This is a genomic window from Bacillus rhizoplanae (assembly GCF_917563915.1).
GTDB lineage: Bacteria > Bacillota > Bacilli > Bacillales > Bacillaceae_G > Bacillus_A > Bacillus_A rhizoplanae.
In genome coordinates, this window is sequence record NZ_CAKJTI010000009.1 from 146,955 (window position 1) to 165,932 (window position 18,978).

Consider the following 18,978-nt stretch of genomic DNA (forward strand, 5'->3'; position numbering starts at 1 on the left):
GTGAAACGAAATGGCGGCTTTAGATAAAAGCTTACCTCTAGAATATCAAACTGAACAAAGCAGATTGAATATTTTAGGGTTTTGGATTTTCCTTGGGGCTGAAATCGTGCTATTTGCAACGCTTTTCGCCTCTTACCTAGTATTAGCTGGTAGTACCGCAGGTGGTCCAACACCAGCACAACTTTTCGAAGTAAAGCCTGTTATGATTGAAACACTTTTACTTTTAACAAGTAGTTTCACATGCGGGATCGCAATTCATGAAATGCGTAAAGAAAACAAAAATGGTATGCTCCTATGGTTTATCATTACATTACTGTTAGGCGCTGGCTTCCTTTACATGGAGATTGAAGAATTTGCACTGTACGCAAGCCACGGTGCTACACTACAAACAAGCGGATTCTTATCTGGGTTCTTCGTTCTTCTTGGAACGCATGGTGCCCACGTAACGGGTGGTATCATTTGGGCAACTTGTGTTATTATCCAAATTTTAAAACGAGGACTGACACCAGTTACAGCTCGTAAAGTATTTATTATCAGCTTATACTGGCATTTCCTTGATGTTGTTTGGATCTTCATTTACACACTAGTTTACTTGAACGGGATGGTGGCGTAATAATGGGACAAAACAATACACAAGCAAATCGACACGCTCATAGCGGATTTCCATGGTCACACGTTTTCGGATTTGTTTTATCACTTGCATTAACGTTCCTTGCTTTATATGTAGCGTTATATACAAGTTTGCCATTTGCAACAATCTTAACGAGCATTCTTATAATGGCAGTGGCACAAGCCGCATTACAATTAGTTATGTTTATGCACATGACAGAAGGAGAAGGCACAATACAAACACTCACAATCGTATTCCACTTCTTCATCGCTGCAGTAACGGTTGTTGGTACGGTTTGGATTTTCTTCTCTATGTAACACGTATTTTCAAAAGTCTGTTGGGGCAATGCCTCAGCAGGCTTTTTTATATCCCTTAAATACTTATATACATATAATGGTTTAGCACTGCGTCTTCTACTCCCCTTACATAATGTACTCATTATTCAAAATCATTAATATCTCATGGTACTACGAAACTATAGCATGGAGATCCCCCCCCATAATGAAATTTTCACCTTATTCTTTATAGAAAGAGATTAATTCATTAAAGCTTAATTGTGCAATAAGCTCGCAATATTCCTTAAGTTACATTTTTTGTATGGTAAAATATTACTATCATATGTTGCTAAGGAAGTGTTAAGACATGTCAATATCAACTTTAGCTCTTTTATTACTCGGGGAAGTACTTATCGCAATTATACTGATTGGCCTCAGCATTGAAATTTGGAGTTATGGATGGAAAAAAACAAACGGAGTAAAGTATTCTTGCATGTTGCTTTCTCTTATTATTGGAACCAGTAGCATATTGGGGCTTTGTATAGCACCAGCCTATTTTTTCATACAACTTACAGATAAGGTAAAATTTTAACTTTATGGTTATTGATTATTAGTTGAACCAATCGGGTTTTTACGGGCAGTAAGATCCCCCACCTAACTTCTTCGATTTTCTCTGAATCTTGAGGTGGGGGTCTTACTATCCGTTAATGCGGGATAAAAAAGCTATCAAATCCGATAGCCTTTTTATTTTTTTAATTCATAAATCAATAACATTTAATAGTAATAATTATCAGAATAATGTTTGTTTTATTGGCTGTACACGCTATAATAACAGGTAATTTAGTGGAGAAAGGATGATTGTATATGGATATTATACAAGAAGCATCTATTTCGAAAGAGCAGCTTATTCAATGGAGAAGACATTTTCATATGTATCCTGAGCTTTCTTATCATGAAGAAAAAACGTCTCAAATGGTTTACGATATACTACAAACATTTCCTCATCTAGAAGTTTCACGTCCAACGCAGTATAGTGTGATGGCAAAATTGGTTGGTAGACAGCCAGGAAGAACAATTGCGCTTCGTGCTGATATGGACGCACTACCTATTGAAGAAGAGAATAAGTTTGATTTTGTTTCTAGATATCAAGGAGTGATGCATGCGTGTGGACATGATGGACATATTGCGATGTTACTTGGCACAGCATACACACTTTCACAAAAGCGGGATCAAATTCAAGGTGAAATTCGTTTTTTGTTTCAACATGCTGAGGAGAACTTTCCGGGCGGTGCACAGGAAATGGTTGACGCTGGTGTTATGGAAGGGGTCGATTACATTATTGGTGCACACCTTTGGGCACCACTGGAAGTTGGGAAAATTGGTGTTGTATATGGTCCAGCAATGGCTGCTCCTGATGCGTTTTCGATTACGATTGTGGGAAAAGGCGGACATGCTGGTATTCCGCATGAAACGGTTGATAGTATTGCAATTGGCACACAATTTGTTTCTCAATTACAACAAATTGTCTCTAGGCTTACTAATCCGTTAGACTCATTAGTGTTATCTGTAACACAGTTTCATGCAGGGACAACTCATAATGTAATTCCTGACAGTGCGACAATTGGAGGAACAGTAAGAAGTTTACGGGATGAACTTCGGAAGCAAACAGCAGAGCGAATTGAGAGAATTGTAAAATGTATTACAGAGGCATACGGGGCATCCTATACATTTACATATGAATATGGATATCGCCCAGTTGTAAATGAAGAGAATGTAACAAGGCATGTAGAAAATACGGCATTGCAACTTTTAGGAAGGGAACAAGTTGTTCATTTACAGCCGACGATGGCTGGAGAAGACTTTTCCGCATTCTTGCAAAAAGCCCCAGGTACGTTTTTCTTTATTGGAGCCGGAAATCAAGAGAAAGGAATTAGATATCCACATCATCATCCGCTTTTTACAATTGACGAGGATGCCTTGCCAATCGGTGTAGAAATGTTTGTTTCATCCGTTTTGAACTTTATGAGAAAAGAGAAATAAAATAGTGTTTCACTCGAGTTATCCTGTTACAAAAGGATAACTCTTTTTGTATATATTTGTTTGAAGTGGAGAAATATAACTACAACATTTTGAAAAAAGAAAGTTAGATGATAAAGATGATTCAGTTAGATGCTAACTTATCGAAAATTACCAATGCAATTCGAGAAAAGTTAGATTCACCTAATGACTTAACTGTGCGTGAATTTTCTCTTTCAGGAACAAGCGATCGATGTGCAGTTATATTTTTATGCGGACTAAGCAATAAAGACATGATTCATCGTTTTATTATTCGACCATTGCAGTATGAAGATATTCCTAAACAAGCTCCAATTATTCAAACATTAATCGATCGATTTTTGTCAGTTGGAGAAGTGAGTATCGCAAAGACATTTCCGGATGTTATGAATGCACTATTAGCAGGCGATACAATTGTGCTACTGGATGGTATTCCTTCTGCAATGATTGTAAATTTCCGTGAATGGGAGAAACGAAGTCTTGATTCACCGACGACAGAGACAATTATTCGAGGGCCTAATTTAGGATTTATTGAAGATGTGAATGTAAACAAAATGTTAATTCGGCGTCACATCCGTGACCCGCAATTACGTTTTCATTCCTATATTATGGGGAAACGTTCACAGAAGGAAGTAACATTAGCTTATATTGAAGATATTATTAATCCTTATATTGTAAAAGAATTAAACCGGAGACTGCAGTCTATTGAAACAGATATTATTTTTGAAACAGGAACGATTGAACAACTCATACAAGATAATAGATTGTCTCCTTTCCCTCAATTTTTAAATACAGAAAGACCAGATAACGTCGCAGCTTCACTTGCGAAAGGGAAAGCAGCTATTTTAGTAGACGGTTCTCCATTTGTACTTATTGCTCCAATGGTAATGATTGATATATTTCAATCGCCGGAAGATCACTATGAACGTTGGATGATTGGAACGTTGTTAAGAGGGCTTCGAATGTTAGCGGGAACGATTGCGATTTTATTACCGGCTATGTATGTAGCTCTTGTTTCTTATCATCAAGGGCTTATCCCCTCTAATCTTGCATATTCAATTGCTGGAGCGAGAGAAGGTGTTCCGTTTCCAGCATATATTGAGACGCTCATAATGGCTTTTACAATGGAACTGATTCGTGAAGCTGGAATTCGTCTACCTAAGCCGATGGGTCCAACGATTGGTATTGTAGGAGGCCTTGTTATTGGAGAAGCTGCTGTAAGTGCCGGCATTGTAAATCCGTTTCTTGTAATTATTATTGCAGTTACAGCAGTAGCTACATTTTCATTGCCAGTATATAGCATAACAATTACCTTTCGTATTTTGTTGTTTGCGTTTATTTTAGTTGCTACGGTCTTTGGTTTGTATGGAATTATTTTAGGATTAATTGCCTTAGCAATTCACATCGTAAATTTAACGAGTGTTGGAGTGCCATATTCTGCACCGATTGCACCTGCTTTTTATAAAGATTGGAAAGAAGATGTTGTACGTTTGCCTAAAGCAATGTTGAAAGAAAGACCGGAGTACTTACAACCAAAGGATAAAACATTGCGTTCAAAGGAGAGGGGATGAAGTGAAGCCATTTGAGTATGGAGATGAAGAAGTTGGTACTCGTGAACTCACGTTTGCTATATCTTCTACTATTATTGGTACAGGTGCACTTGCCATGCCGCGTGTTATGGCGACTCATGCGCTTTTTGCGGATGGATGGATTCTATTACTCCTAAGTGGATTAATATGTACTTGTTTTGCGTGGCTTATCTTGAAGGTTGCCATTTTATTTCCGAAACAAAATTTTGTTCAATATACGAGCGTGTATTTAACGAAGCCGATTACTTATATTATCTGTTTTGTTTTAATACTAACATTTACAGGAATTACGGCTCATGAAGCGCGAACAATTTCTATTATTTCTCAAACATATTTATTTAGTGATACACCTGTTCAGCTTTTGTCTTTTTTTTATTTGCTTGTTGTTGTTTATGGCGTTTGTGGATCTAGGGCAGGATTATTAAGACTTACTGTTCTGTTTTTACCTATTGTTTTTATTGCTATTATTTTGTTATCGCTGTTAAATGTTAATTTAATGGAATTTGAAAATTTATCTCCATTTTTTCAAACTAAAATTAGTAAATATATGGGTGGGATTAGAGAGTCTGCCTTTACATTTATTGGATTTGAGGTAGGTTTTTTCTATGCTGCTATACTCAAATCAACTAAAAACGCCCCTATGGCAGCGGCAAAAGGGGTTATGATTACTGTTTTATCCTATATGTTAATTTATATTACTTGTATAAGTGTATTTACTTATTTAACAACTAGCACTTTAACATATCCAACGATTGAACTTGGGAAAGAAATTGAAATAGGGGGAGGTTTTCTAGAGAGATTTGATGCAATCTTTTTTATAACATGGATTATTACCGTTTTTAATACAACTGCATTGTATTATGATGTGGCTATTTTTTTATTTTGTGCAATGTTTCCTGCAATAAAAAAGCATACGTTTATTTTTATTAGTGCGCCTATCATTTATGTTGTAAATAATATTCCAGGTAATTTGGATGTGATAAGTAAGTATGGTACATATTTAGCTTGGATTGACATGTCTGTTATGTTTGTTGTCCCTCTTCTCATTTTTACTTTCTATAAAATAAAAGGAGGGGGGAATAAAAATGAACCTTCTTCTTAAAATAATGAGTTGTCTGTTTTTGATTTTACTTATAAGTGGCTGCTCCGAACGGCAGGAAATTGAAGAAAGAGGGTTTGTTGTTGGTGTTGCATTAGACAAGGCAACGAATAAGGGAGAAAAAAGTGAAACGACAACTACCAGTTATTCCCCCCTTATAAAAGGAACGTATCAAATTGTGTTGCCTAGTTCTTTAACGCAGCAGGGAAGTAAACCGTCAAGTGGAGGAAATTACATTAATATTAATGCAACGGCTGATAGTGTATTTGCTCAAATTCGGGTTATCTCTAAGAAAATAAGTCGATCCTTATTCTTTCCTCATATAGAAGTGCTTATTTTTTCTGAGGACTTATTGAAAAAACCTTTCGTTTTAGAAGATACATTAGATGTATTTTTTCGTGATCATGAGATGCGAAGGAATATTCGGATCTTTATTTCAAAAGGAAGAGCGGAAGAAATTTTAAAGCAGAGTGCAAAACCAGAAAATTTACCCTCTAAATACGTAAGTATGATATCAAATCATGCGCAGAAAAATGCCCAAATGTTAGAAGCAGTTCGAATTGGTGATTTACAAGAGAAAATGTCTGCTGATCGAAGTTTTGTTCTTCCTATCTTAGGACTAACTCGGCAGGGAATTAAAATGGAAGGAGCAGCTGTATTTCGTGGAAAAGATACTAAATTTGTAGGCAGTCTAAATGGGATGGAAACATTAGGACTAAATTATATTGTTGGAAAAAAAGTAGGGGGATTTTTTAAAATAAAAAAAGGAAATCAGCTTATTGTATTTGAAATTCGTGAGATGCGTAGAAAAATCCACACATTCTTAACAAATCCTACAAAGCCTAAATTTGTAATTGATGTATATTTAGACGGAACATTAGCAGAAGTGTATTTAAGGAAAGATACTAAGGCGATGAGTTCTGAAGAAATCAGTAAATACCTTGCAAGTGAAATGGAAAAACAGATACAAAAAACAATTAAAGTTGTCCAAAAAGATTTAAAAGTAGATGTATTTGGATTAGGGGAATATTATAAGCGTCAAAATTATAAGCAATGGATAAAAATTAAAAAAAATTGGGACCAAGGTCAAAATTACTTTAGTACGAGTAACGTTATTGTTCGTGTGCATCCGAGTATTGAACATACAGGATCTGTGTTACCAGTAAGAAGGTGAGTAAAGGAGCGGCATAATGTTTACAACTTTAGGGATTATATGTACGATTTTAATGGCAACTCTCCCCTATACTGCTTATTTCATTCATAAAAAAATACAAGAATATGGTGCACAGCCTTGGCAAAAACAAATGCAGCAAAAAAAGAAACCCGAATAATACGTTGGGTTTCTTTTTTATCCCGTATTAACGGACAGTAAGACCCTCGCCTCAAGATTCAGAGAAAAACGAAGGAGATAGGTGGGGGATGAAGAAAATCCCCACTGATGGTTAGTTTCACTTTATTATACAAGTCCTAACCAATGTACCAATTGTGCCGTAAGGAATGTAACAACAATGGCAATTACAGTAGGGATGGCAAATGAAAGAAATGTCCATTTTGCACTTTTTGTTTCTTTATATATATTAACTAGTGTTGTTCCGCATGGGAAATGAAGAAGGGAGAACAACATCATGTTTAATGCAGTTAGCCAAGTCCAACCGTGTTCAAGAAACAGTTGTTTAATTTGTGTTAAGTTGTCTAACTCTGTTAATGAACCTGTTGATAAATAAGCCATTAATAAAATTGGAACAACAATTTCGTTTGCAGGTAAGCCGAGAATAAATGCTGCTAAAATGTATCCGTCAAGGCCAAGTAATTTTGCAAACGGATCTAAAAAATTTACGATATACATAAGAAGACTTGTGTCTCCAATAAATACATTTGCTAATACCCATGTTAATACTGCAGCGGGTGCGGCAACGATAACGGCACGTTTCAGAACGTATATTGATTTATCGAGCGTTGCGCGCACGATTGTATCCCAAATTTTAGGTTTTCTATAAGGTGGTAATTCTAACGTATAGTGAGTTGGAACACCTTTTAAAGCTGTTTTTGAGAGTGCCCATGACACGGTTAAAGTTACGATAATGCCAATTACAACCATACCGACAACAACTCCGGCTGTTACAAGGGTCTGCATACCACCTGTATATCCAGCGGCCATAAATAAAGATGCTAATAAAATAAGCGTTGGCCATCGACCGTTACAAGGAACAAAGTTATTTGTTAAGATTGCGAGCATACGTTCACGAGGTGATTCAATAATACGTGTTGACATAATTGCAGCTGCGTTACATCCAAATCCCATTGCCATTGTTAAAGATTGCTTCCCATGTGCCCCGGCACGTTTAAAGAGACGGTCCATGTTAAAAGCAACGCGCGGTAAGTAACCGTAGTTTTCTAATAAAGCAAACATTGGGAAGAAAATAGCCATCGGTGGCAACATAACACTAATAACAGCTCCTGTTCCGCGGAATAAACCGAGAATAAGGATGCCATGTAACCATTCCGGGGCATGCATCGCTTGGAACCAAGCAGTTAAATAACCTTCTGCCCATCCAAAAAATTCAGCAATCATATCAGAAGGAACGTTAGCTCCGGCAATTGTAAGATAAAAAATAACAGATAAAATAGCGAGCATAATAGGGAAACCGAATATAGGAGAAGTAAAGATTCTATCAAGCTTCTCTGAGCGATATAATTTATTTTTATCTGTATATTGAACAGAGTCTTTACAAATATTAGCTGAAGCACGGTAGATATCACCGACAATTTCATCGCGAATGTCTTCTTTAACAAGTGTTTGCGCACGCTGCACGATATAATCTAATGGAAGAGCTTTACTGGTTGAATGAGATTCCATTGATTACAACCTCCCTTACAAGTGGTTCTTCATGATGTTTTTGAAGAGATTCTAAGAAGTTCTTGTCTCCATCTAGAATGCGAAGTGCAATCCAACGTGCAGGATAGGAATCTCCAAAAACTTTATATATTTGTGGTTCGAGTTCTTGAATCATCTGTTCTATTTTTTCGTTATAAGTAATTTGAAAAGGAGTAGAAATTAATTTTTTATTAGCTACTTTTTCAATTATATTTAACAACTGACCGAGTCCAATTTTGTTACGCGCAGAAATTTTTACAACAGGAACTCCAAGCGATTTTGCTAATTTTTTCTCATCGATTATAATTCCTTTCTTTTCTGCTTCGTCAATCAAGTTAACACAAATGACAACTTCTTTTGTCATTTCCATAACTTGCAAGGCTAAGTTCAAGTTTCTTTCCATTGCAGTAGCATCCACAACAACAACTGTTACATCTGGTTTTTCAAAGATAATGTAATCACGTGCAACTTCTTCATCGGCAGAGTTTGAGTATAAGGAATATGTTCCTGGTAAATCGATTACGGTGTAGAGGCTTCCGTTATGTTCATATTCGCCTTCAGCTTTTAATACTGTTTTCCCTGTCCAGTTTCCAGTATGTTGTTTCAATCCAGTTAACGTATTAAATAACGTACTTTTTCCGGTGTTCGGATTTCCTGCTAATGCAATACGATGCTTATTCATTTTGGATCATCTCCTATCAATGTCCCTGTTATTCGTGAACTTTCTTCATTTCGAAGGGCGATTATCGTATTACTTACTTGATATGCAATGGGATCACCAAGCGGACTTTTTTGTAACACTTTAATCGTTGCACCAGGAATAAATCCTAAATCAAGCAGGCGGCGTTTCATGGTTCCTTCTAATTGAACTTTTTCAATTTGTACAAGTTGACCTGTTTTAAAAGTAGAGAGTGGTTGGGTTTTAACCGATACCATAAGAGTTACCTCACTTCTATTTTTTTAGTACGAGTTCAAAATGTTTCCTTAGGGAAACATTTTGTTAATACCATACTAGGTTATATTGAGCGCTGTTGTCAATTCTTACTTTAAAAATATTCAGGTATTTTTTGAATTGTTCCATTTTATATAGCTAACTTGCATGTTATTCCATTTTTTGTTGTGGATGTTGGTGTTTTAACAAGGGGAAGTGGAGCTTTTGGAAAAAACATCTTAACAAAAGTGTAAAAGTGAGGATAAGAATTTACAATCAATTTACATTCTTAAAATTAAATTTACAATACGTTCTGTTTCTTAAGATTTTTTGCTTGTTTTATGTTAAAAACAATGAATATATAAGGATTTTTCTATGAATCCCCTGTCTTTACTTAAAATTAAAAAACGCTTAACACTGACATAATATTATTATCCTACAATGAATTTGTACTACGAGATATGCACATAATAATGTAGAAATGAAAAGTGATAATCAAATGGGGGTACAAGACATGGTTATGAAAAAAGGCTTTAAATTTTCGTTAGCAGCATTAGTGGTTGCGGGTGCTTTAGTAGGTTGTGGGAAATCAGACACCACAAAGACGGAAACAGCTAAAGGTGGTAACGAAGCAAAGCAAGAATTATCCGGTACAATTACAGCGGCTGGTTCTACGGCACTGCAACCACTTGCAGAAGAAGCTGCTAAAGAATTTATGGGAGAAAATTCAAAAGTATCAATTACAGTTCAAGGTGGCGGTAGTGGAACGGGAATTAACCAAGTAGCTTCTGGCGCTGTTCAAGTTGGTAACTCTGATGTTCCTGCTGCAGATAAAATAAAAGAAGCAGATAAAGCAAAAGAATTAGTTGATAACAAAGTTGCAGGTATCGGATTTGCGTTAGTTGTAAATAAAGATGTAAATGTTGATAACTTAACATTAAAACAAGTACAAGATATTTTCTCTGGTAAAGTTACAAACTGGAAAGAAGTTGGCGGAAAAGACGAAAAGATTAATGTAATTAATCGTCCAGCAGCTTCTGGTACACGTGCTACATTTGAAAAAACAGTTATGAAAGACGCGAAAATTAACGATGCTACAGGTACAACACAAGATTCAAACGGTGCAGTAGAGCAAGCGATCAACTCTACACCAGGATCTATTAGTTATTTAGCTAACTCTTACATGGTTGGTGACAAAAAAGGTACTTTAAAAACAATGAAAATTGATGGTGTAGAACCAACAACTGAAAATATTTCTTCTGGTAAATATCCGTTTTGGTCTTATGAATACATGATCACAAAAGGTGAAGCAAAAGACGCAACAAAAGGTTACATTGATTATGTAAAAGGTAAAGACTTCGAGAAGAAAGTAGAAGAAATGGGTTACATCCCAATGTCTAAATTAAAACAATAATATAAAACGGGCTGGCTATTTAGCCAGTCTTGTTCATTTCAATATAGGAAGTAAGGTTGTGGTCTTGTGATGAAGGGGAAAAAACAAATTAACTACGTAAAAAGTGAATATATTGGAAGAACACTTGTGACGCTTTGTGGGTTATTAATTGTTGCTGTTACATTAGCTATTATCGCATTCATTTGTGCAAAAGGAATTCAATCATTTACGCAAAGCAATATCTCAATTTCAGAAATATTCACATCAACAAAATGGGCTCCGAATGATGGAAGTTTTGGAGCTGTTATTTTCATAGTTGGATCTACTGCTGTATCTCTCGGTGCAGTAATTATTAGTGCGCCGATTGCAATTGCACTAGCAGTGTTTATGAATTTAATTTCACCAAAGTTTGGAAACAAAGTACTAAAGCCGGTTTTAGAATTATTAGTAGGGATTCCGTCTGTTGTATATGGTTTACTAGGGGTTACCATTTTAATTCCGCTTTTACGTGATTCTTTTGGTGGTGTAGGATTTAGTTTAATTGCAGGTATTGTTGTATTAAGTATTATGATTTTGCCAACGATTGCAAGTATTGCTTCCGATGCAATTCGTGCAGTTCCTTTTGAATATTTAGAAGCCTCTTATGGTTTAGGATCGACGAAATGGCAAGCGATTAGCCGCGTCATTGTTCCGGCGGCGAAACAGGGTATTTTAACAGGGGTTGTTCTTGGATTAGCTCGTGCTTTTGGTGAAGCATTAGCAGTTCAGATGGTAATTGGTAATACAATAAAATTACCAGAAGGACTATATAGCCCAACTTCAACTTTAACAGGTATTTTGACAATGGATATGACAAATACGTTAAATGGGACAGCTTGGAATAATGCGCTATGGACATTAGCGATGATATTACTTCTTATTTCTTTCTTATTTATCTTAGTAATTCGAGCGATTGGCCAAAGAGGTGAAAGATAACGATGAATGCTAGAACAGTTAATAGTATATGGACAGGGATTTTATATGCGGTTGCAGTGCTTGTAGTCGCTTTACTCGGTTTTCTTGTATACGAAATCTTACGACAAGGTTGGGGATTTTGGGATCCAAATTTTTTATTTGGAGAACCAAGTAATACAACAGCAGGAGGAGGGATTGGTCCTCAATTATTTAATTCCTTCTATATGCTTGTCATTACATTAATTATTTCAATTCCTTTAGGTCTTGGTGCGGGAATTTATCTTGCGGAATATGCAAAGCAAGGTCGATTTTTAAATTTTGTTCGTCTATGTATCGAAACAATGGCATCTTTACCTTCTATTGTAGTTGGTTTATTTGGATTACTTGTGTTTGTTACGATGGCAGGTTGGGGTTATACTGCCATGGGCGGGGCGTTAGCTTTAACGATTTTAAATTTGCCAAGTTTAACGCGCGTTTGTGAAAATGCAATTACAGAAATTCCATCTAATGTGAAAGAAGCAAGTCTTGGATTAGGTGCAACAAAGTGGCAAACAATTGTTAGAATTATTCTTCCATCTGCATTACCACAAATTATTACAGGTGTTATTTTAGCGGCTGGACGTATTTTTGGTGAAGCGGCAGCACTAATTTATACAGCTGGATTAACGTCACCAATTTTAAATGCAGCAGCAGATCTTTCAAGTCCTGCTAATCCGTTGAACCCATTTCGACCAGCAGAAACATTAGCGGTGCATATTTGGAAGTTAAATTCTGAGGGAATTGTTCCTGATGCGAAGCTAATTGCAGCAAAATCAGCAGCAGTATTAATTATTATGGTATTACTATTTAATATTCTTGCTCGCTTTATAGCATCTGTACTGCATAAACGCTTTACTGGTACGAAAAAATCTCGAAAAAGTAGTAAAGTAAAAACAGTGGCATAACTTCTTGTACCCGATATAGAATAAAGAGGGTGTCCTAAAAGTTCGATAAAATCGACCTTTTGAGGATGCTCTTTTTTTTGGGTTTATATAATGAAGATATAGAGAGTGGAAAAAAGTAACCATGTTATCAAGACCTAATTTATTAATTGGATTGATCAAAAAAAATTGATTTAATTGTTGTATTGAACAAAAAGTCTCGCGTATAATAAAAACATCAAAAAAAATTGATGAACGAGGTTGGATGATATGAATAAACAATTTGAACAATATGAGAAGAAATTTAAAGCCCTTGCAGATCAAAAAAGATTAGAAATTATGTATGAACTTTGTCAAAGGGGAAGAACTTGTGTATGTGATTTAACAGAAGTATTTGGGATGACACAATCTAAATTATCTTATCACTTGAAAATTTTATTAGATGCAGATTTAATAATCAAAGAAACGCAAGGTACTTGGAGTTATTACGATTTAAATGATATTGAAGTAAATAATCTATTATCAGAAGAACTTTGTTGTATATTTAGAAAAACAGGAAAAGGAACTTGTTGCTAATTTTTTTAAACTATACATCAATTTTTTTTGATTAATATTATGTAAAATCAAAGGAGGAATTTATGATGAAATACGTACATGTTGGGATTAATGTTACAAATCTAGAAAAATCTATTGAATTCTATGAAAAAGTATTTGGAGTAAAACCAGTGAAAGTAAAGAATGATTATGCAAAATTCTTATTGGAAACTCCAGGATTAAATTTCACCTTAAATGTAATAGATAATGTGAATGGAAATCAAGTTAATCACTTTGGATTCCAATTAGAAAATGAAGAAGAAATAAAGGGTCATAAGGACCGTTTAGAAAAAGAAGGTTTTTTCGCACGGGACGAGATAAATACAACATGTTGCTATGCCGTACAAGATAAGTTTTGGATAACTGACCCAGACGGTAATGAATGGGAATTCTTCTATACAAAGGCGGATAGCGACGTTCATAAGATAGAACCTACATCTTGCTGTTAATCTGAAAGGAGAACTTTATGAAGCGATTATCATTTTTAGATCGATACTTAACCATTTGGATTTTTCTTGCTATGGCTATAGGAATCGGTATAGGAATACTATTTCCACAAATCACAAGTAGCTTAAATAAATTACAAGTGGGTACAACATCTATTCCACTTGCAATAGGTTTAATTTTGATGATGTATCCTCCTTTAGCAAAGGTTCGTTATGAAGAGATGGGGAGAGTTTTTAAAGATGTAAAAGTATTAGTTTTATCACTTGTTCAAAACTGGATTGTTGGTCCTGTTCTGATGTTTGTTTTAGCGGTAATATTTTTACCAGATAAGCCAGAATATATGGTGGGCTTAATTATGATTGGTTTAGCCCGTTGTATCGCTATGGTCATTGTTTGGAATGACCTGGCAAAAGGTGATACAGAGTATGCAGCAGGATTAGTTGCTTTTAACTCTGTTTTTCAAATGTTATTTTTCTCAGTGTATGCGTATGTATTTGTAACAGTAATTCCAGAATGGTTGGGAATTGAAGGTGCTATTGTAGATATTACAATGGGTGAGGTTGCAAAATCAGTATTTATTTACTTAGGAATTCCATTCATCAGTGGGATATTAACGCGCTTAATCTTTATAAAAACAAAAGGACGTATTTGGTATGAAAAAGTATTCATTCCAAAGATTAGCCCGATTACATTAATCGCATTATTATTTACAATCATTGTGATGTTCTCATTAAAAGGAGAGGTCATTGTTAGTGTACCACTTGATGTTGTACGTATTGCGATTCCGTTACTTATTTATTTTGTATTAATGTTCTTTGTTTCTTTCTTTATGGGCAAAAAAATTGGGGCAAGTTACGGAGTAACAACTACATTAGCATTTACAGCTGGAAGTAACAACTTTGAATTAGCAATTGCTGTAGCTGTAGGTGTATTTGGAATTCAGTCCGGCGCAGCATTTGCAGCAGTTATCGGGCCTTTAGTCGAAGTTCCCGTTATGATTGCTCTTGTAAATGTAGCATTGTGGTTTCAACGTAAATACTTTCAAACACAACCCCAATAACTATTCATAAAAAAGGTGGAATTCATATGAAAAACAAAAAAACAATTTACTTCTTATGTACAGGAAACTCTTGCCGTAGTCAGATGGCTGAAGCTTGGGGTAAAAAATATTTAGGTGACAAATGGACTGTACTCTCTGCCGGTATTGAGGCACATGGAGTAAATCCTAATGCAGTTAAGGCGATGAAAGAAGTAGGCATCGATATTACTGACCAAACATCTGATATCATTGATCAAGAAATTTTAGATAAAGCTGATCTTGTTGTAACTCTTTGTGGTCATGCGAATGATGTGTGTCCAACTACACCTTCACATGTAAAACGAGTTCATTGGGGATTTGACGATCCAGCAGGAAAAGAATGGTCTGAGTTTCAACGAGTGCGTAATGAAATTGGAGAGCGCATTCAACAATTTGCAGCAAAAGGAGAATAATTATTTCAATAAGAGGTACCGTCAACACTTTGAGCATCTGCTCTAGTTTGTTGACAGTATCTCTCTCTTTTCTTAAAACAGTTTAAGCACTTGTAATAAAGCTGTATCCAGAAGTCTGAATGAGGCTGTTGTATTTTATTCCGCATTAACGGCCCCACCTTAAGGTTCGGAGAGAAACGAAGGAGATAGGTGGGGGGTAACTGTCCGTAAAAGTCCGATTGGTTCAACTAACCATCAGTGGGGGATGAAGAAAACCCCCACTGATGGAAGTTTCACTTTATGAGTTTGGCATATCCGTATAAGATTCATGTTGTTTTTTGCGATGCTTCTTGCTGCCAATTCGATCTAGTAATTCGTACATAACAGGTACAACAACCAGTGTTAGTAATGTAGAAACTAATAAACCGCCAATTACTACAACAGCTAAGCTTTTTGATACCATGCTTCCAGCTTGTGTATCACCGAATAGTAGAGGAAGCATTGCAAAGATTGTTGTAATAGCTGTCATGATAATTGGGCGTAATCTGGTTGAACCAGCTTCTAATAGTGCTTCTCTTGTTGGCATTCCTTTTTCGCGATTTTGTTGTACACGTTCTATTAATACAATTGCATTTGTCACGACGATTCCGATTAGCATTAAGGCACCGATAAGAGAGTTTAAATCGACGGGTGTTCGTGAAATAATTAAACCTAAAATACCGCCAACAGCAGCTAATGGAAGAGAGAATAAAATTGCAAACGGTGCACGTGCTTGCCCAAAAGTAATAACCATAATTAAGTAAACGACACCAATTGCAATTCCCATAACTTTAAATAGATCAGTGAAACTTTCTTGCATTGATTCTGTTGCTCCGGCAATGTTAACTTTCGCTCCATCAGGTAATTTTAAATTTGTAATAGCTGTATTTACTTCTTTACTAACTTTACTTAAATCTTCACCTTTTGCTTCTGCTGTAACTTGAATTGTTTCTTTTCCATCCTTATGGAATATTTCTGTTTGTATTTGTTTTTCAGAAATGGTTGCAACATCCTTTAATGCGATCAAACCAGTAATTGGAGACAAAATATTTGAGTCTAAAATCGCATCTTTATTATGGATGTCAGTTTTTTGGTGTTCTAGTACAATAGTTGTCTTTTCATTATCGAGTGAAATTTGGCCAATTGGTGATTTTTTCATTAAAAATGCAACTTGTTGTGCGATGACTTCAGGGGTTAACCCTGCTTTTTCTGCTTTTGTTTGATCGACGTTGATGCCCCATTCTTTTTTCTCTTCTTCTATATTTGTTTTTACTTTTGAAAGACTATCTAAGCTTTTCAATTTTGTGGTAACAAGATTGGAAGCTTTCTTTAAATCGTCACTATTGTTGGCTGTAATGTTAAATTGTAAAGCGTTCCCACCACCGAAATTTGAAAAACTAACTTTTATATAATCAAATGTTGCTGGTTGAAATTGATTCTGTTCTTTTTTTAGTTTGTTAATGTATGTGTCAAGGTCAATTCCTTTTTTAAATCCTACATATATACTTGCAAGATTGTTTTTCGTCGTTTGACCCCACTGCGCATCTTCTGAAGCAGATCCCATTCGTAATGTAACGTCTTGTACCTGTGTATCTGCAAGTAATTTCTTTTCAAATTCGAAAGCTTGTTGTTTCCCTTTTTCTAAATCGTAATTAGCGGGGAATGTCATATTGATAGAAAGCATTGTGTTATCGTCAGATTTAATATTTGTTTTTGGAAGTACAATGTAAGCTGCAATTGAACCGACAAATAATAAGAAAGAAGTAAGTAAAATGATAAATTTATGTGATAACGACCATTTTAAAATAGCTGTATAGCGTTTGGGTGTTTTTGGCTCTTCATGTCGCGTTTTCTTTAAAAGTAGAAAAGCCATGAGTGGCACAACTGTTAAAGCAACTAATAGAGAGGAAAGAATTGAATATACAACTGCTAATACCATAGGTAACATAAATTCACCGATTGCACCTGATACAAGGCCGATTGGTAAAAAGACAGCAACCGTCGTTAAAGTAGAAGAAGTAATGGCAACAGCAACTTCTTTCGTAGCATCAATAATGATATCCTTTGAAAAAGAATCTTTTTGTAAACGGCGGAAAATATTTTCAATTACAACGATGCTATCATCAACAAGACGTCCAACAGCAACTGCTAATCCTCCTAATGTTAAAGTATTTAAAGTAATATGAGATTGCTCAAGTAAAAAGAGTGTAAGGAGTATGGATAAAGGGATACTGACAATAGCGATTAAAGTAGTACGAATGTTACGCAAGAAAATTAAAATGATGAATGTAGCAGCGACAGCACCAAGAACAACTTCTTTAGCCATGCTTGTAACAGCATTTTCGACTTGTTCGTGCGTTGACATAAGTGTTTTTATAGTGAAAGTGTCTTTATATTGCTTGCTTATATCATGAACCTTTTTCTCGACTTCTTTTCCAATTGTAACTGCATTTTTGCTCGGTTCTTTCATAATGACTAATGCGGCACCATCTTCTCCGTTAATATGAGAAATTGCATCATGATGTTGTTTTAGTTCAATTTGTGCAATATCACGTAACTTTACTTCTGGTGTTAGTGTAATGTTTTGTATATCTTCGACGCTTTTCACTTCTCCAATTACGCGAAGTAAATGATTTTCATTATTTATAGATATTTGTCCGGCAGGTATAGAAACCTCTTTTCCTTGAAGGGCAGATACAATTTGTGATGTTATGATGTTTTTATCTTTCATTTTAATGGGATCTAATATAATAGATAATTCAGCTGTTGATTTCCCGTAAAACATAACATTGGAAACACCATCGATATTTTCAAGTTGCGGGATAATTTCTTTTTCAATTTGTTTTTCATCGGCTTTTGTAAAACCATTTTTCTTTTGAACTGTAATTTGTGCGAGTGGAATCATAGAAGTGTTTAGTTGGCTGACAACAGGTTTCATTGCGTCTTTTGGAAGTAGTATTCCGTTTGTGAGTTTTTCAACTTCACGTGTTGCATCTTTCATGTTTGCTTCTGAGGTGTACGTAATATCAATCCGTGATAATCCTTCACTTGTTGACGATGTAATGGTATCGACGTGTGAAAGGTTTCGAAATTGTTTCTCGAGAGGTTCTGTTACTTCTTTTGTCATTGTTTCAGCATCTAGTCCCTCGGATAAAGTGGTGATTGTTATTACTGGATTATCGATACTTGGTAAAAACTCCATCGGTAACTTAGAGCCGGAATAAATACCTAATACAGAGATGAGGAAAACCATGATGATAATAGCGGCCCTATTTTTTAATGAAAATTTCGTCAATCTTTCCATAAATAAATTCCTCCATGATAGGGTTTGATGGTTTACTGTTTTACTATATAACAAATGATAGGGAAGTAGAGTTAAGGATATGTAAAAAATTTCTAAAAAAATTCTTAAGTAAGGGATTCACTTTGTGGTTTGTTAACGAGTTAACAGTAGGTATACAAAAAACTTTATATATTTTTTTAAAAAAGTGCTTGCACTTTAAAAATACAGATGATATATTAATAAACGTCGCTGCTGCACTACAGCAGAAAGCGAAGAAGAAAAATAAAAAATGTTGACATCGAATAACTGAGATGTTAACATAAGAAAGTCGCTAATTAAGCGGCGGACAAGTTCTTTGAAAACTGAACGAAACAAACAACGTGAAACGTCAATTTTTATTTATGATGCTAGACAAACACTTTATTGGAGAGTTTGATCCTGGCT

19 protein-coding genes are annotated in these 18,978 nt (G+C 35.4%); 15 read left to right on the plus strand and 4 right to left on the minus strand.

The window, feature by feature from the left end:
- Window positions 1–10 precede the first annotated feature (10 nt).
- The 8 genes from qoxC (at window position 11) to LRP84_RS11510 (ending at window position 6,959) form a co-directional block, all read left to right on the plus strand.
- On the plus strand, window positions 11–613 hold the full coding sequence (gene qoxC, locus LRP84_RS11475; RefSeq protein WP_098309078.1) for a cytochrome aa3 quinol oxidase subunit III: 603 nt from the start codon (window positions 11–13) through the stop codon (window positions 611–613).
- A gap of 2 nt (window positions 614–615) precedes the next feature.
- Window positions 616–927 (plus strand): cytochrome aa3 quinol oxidase subunit IV, encoded by a 312-nt coding sequence (qoxD, locus tag LRP84_RS11480; protein ID WP_230575200.1) that lies wholly within the window; start codon window positions 616–618, stop codon window positions 925–927.
- 325 nt (window positions 928–1,252) lie between these two features.
- On the plus strand, window positions 1,253–1,477 hold the full coding sequence (locus LRP84_RS11485; protein ID WP_098309080.1) for a DUF4022 family protein: 225 nt from the start codon (window positions 1,253–1,255) through the stop codon (window positions 1,475–1,477).
- A 272-nt stretch (window positions 1,478–1,749) separates the two neighbouring features.
- A complete protein-coding gene (locus LRP84_RS11490; RefSeq protein ID WP_230575201.1) occupies window positions 1,750–2,925 on the plus strand; it encodes a M20 family metallopeptidase in 1,176 nt (391 codons plus the stop codon).
- A gap of 116 nt (window positions 2,926–3,041) precedes the next feature.
- Window positions 3,042–4,511 (plus strand): spore germination protein, encoded by a 1,470-nt coding sequence (locus LRP84_RS11495; RefSeq protein WP_230575220.1) that lies wholly within the window; start codon window positions 3,042–3,044, stop codon window positions 4,509–4,511.
- Window position 4,512: 1 nt separating this feature from the next.
- Window positions 4,513–5,631, plus strand: coding sequence for a GerAB/ArcD/ProY family transporter (locus LRP84_RS11500; protein WP_230575202.1), 1,119 nt, complete (start codon window positions 4,513–4,515; stop codon window positions 5,629–5,631).
- On the plus strand, window positions 5,615–6,802 hold the full coding sequence (locus LRP84_RS11505) for a Ger(x)C family spore germination protein (RefSeq protein ID WP_230575203.1): 1,188 nt from the start codon (window positions 5,615–5,617) through the stop codon (window positions 6,800–6,802). The genes LRP84_RS11500 and LRP84_RS11505 overlap by 17 nt, the downstream gene beginning before the upstream one ends.
- 16 nt (window positions 6,803–6,818) lie before the next feature.
- The gene (locus LRP84_RS11510) at window positions 6,819–6,959 is read left to right on the plus strand and encodes a hypothetical protein (protein ID WP_230575204.1); all 141 of its coding nucleotides are present in this window, start codon (window positions 6,819–6,821) and stop codon (window positions 6,957–6,959) included.
- 125 nt (window positions 6,960–7,084) lie between these two features.
- On the opposite strand, the gene LRP84_RS11515 is transcribed toward LRP84_RS11510, so the two are convergent.
- From LRP84_RS11515 to LRP84_RS11525, 3 genes are read right to left on the minus strand one after another with little or no spacing between them, the layout of a single operon-like run.
- Window positions 7,085–8,485, minus strand: coding sequence for a nucleoside recognition domain-containing protein (locus LRP84_RS11515; RefSeq protein WP_230575205.1), 1,401 nt, complete (start codon window positions 8,483–8,485; stop codon window positions 7,085–7,087).
- Window positions 8,463–9,185 carry a FeoB small GTPase domain-containing protein gene (locus LRP84_RS11520; protein WP_230575206.1) on the minus strand — a complete coding sequence of 241 codons (723 nt, stop codon included), beginning with the start codon at window positions 9,183–9,185 and terminating at the stop codon, window positions 8,463–8,465. Before LRP84_RS11520 ends, LRP84_RS11515 begins: the two co-directional genes overlap by 23 nt.
- On the minus strand, window positions 9,182–9,439 hold the full coding sequence (locus LRP84_RS11525) for a FeoA family protein (protein ID WP_230575207.1): 258 nt from the start codon (window positions 9,437–9,439) through the stop codon (window positions 9,182–9,184). The genes LRP84_RS11520 and LRP84_RS11525 overlap by 4 nt, the downstream gene beginning before the upstream one ends.
- Window positions 9,440–9,948: 509 nt before the next feature.
- On the opposite strand from LRP84_RS11525, the gene LRP84_RS11530 reads away from it, so the two are divergent.
- The 7 genes from LRP84_RS11530 (at window position 9,949) to arsC (ending at window position 15,233) form a co-directional block, all read left to right on the plus strand.
- On the plus strand, window positions 9,949–10,848 hold the full coding sequence (locus LRP84_RS11530; RefSeq protein WP_230575208.1) for a phosphate ABC transporter substrate-binding protein PstS family protein: 900 nt from the start codon (window positions 9,949–9,951) through the stop codon (window positions 10,846–10,848).
- 69 nt (window positions 10,849–10,917) lie between these two features.
- Window positions 10,918–11,802 carry a phosphate ABC transporter permease subunit PstC gene (gene pstC / locus LRP84_RS11535; RefSeq protein WP_230575209.1) on the plus strand — a complete coding sequence of 295 codons (885 nt, stop codon included), beginning with the start codon at window positions 10,918–10,920 and terminating at the stop codon, window positions 11,800–11,802.
- A 2-nt stretch (window positions 11,803–11,804) separates the two neighbouring features.
- Window positions 11,805–12,725, plus strand: coding sequence for a phosphate ABC transporter permease PstA (gene pstA, locus LRP84_RS11540; protein WP_230575210.1), 921 nt, complete (start codon window positions 11,805–11,807; stop codon window positions 12,723–12,725).
- Window positions 12,726–12,971: 246 nt separating this feature from the next.
- Entirely contained in the window at window positions 12,972–13,277 is a 306-nt protein-coding gene (gene arsR / locus LRP84_RS11545; protein ID WP_230575211.1) for an arsenical resistance operon transcriptional regulator ArsR, read from the plus strand.
- Between the two features lie 65 nt (window positions 13,278–13,342).
- On the plus strand, window positions 13,343–13,744 hold the full coding sequence (locus tag LRP84_RS11550) for an ArsI/CadI family heavy metal resistance metalloenzyme (protein ID WP_230575212.1): 402 nt from the start codon (window positions 13,343–13,345) through the stop codon (window positions 13,742–13,744).
- A 17-nt stretch (window positions 13,745–13,761) separates the two neighbouring features.
- Window positions 13,762–14,802, plus strand: coding sequence for an ACR3 family arsenite efflux transporter (arsB, locus tag LRP84_RS11555; RefSeq protein ID WP_230575213.1), 1,041 nt, complete (start codon window positions 13,762–13,764; stop codon window positions 14,800–14,802).
- Window positions 14,803–14,828: 26 nt separating this feature from the next.
- Window positions 14,829–15,233 (plus strand): arsenate reductase (thioredoxin), encoded by a 405-nt coding sequence (gene arsC / locus LRP84_RS11560; protein WP_230575214.1) that lies wholly within the window; start codon window positions 14,829–14,831, stop codon window positions 15,231–15,233.
- A 277-nt stretch (window positions 15,234–15,510) separates the two neighbouring features.
- Here the strand turns inward: arsC and LRP84_RS11565 are convergent, their stop codons facing one another.
- On the minus strand, window positions 15,511–18,555 hold the full coding sequence (locus LRP84_RS11565) for an efflux RND transporter permease subunit (RefSeq protein ID WP_230575215.1): 3,045 nt from the start codon (window positions 18,553–18,555) through the stop codon (window positions 15,511–15,513).
- Window positions 18,556–18,978 lie beyond the last annotated feature (423 nt).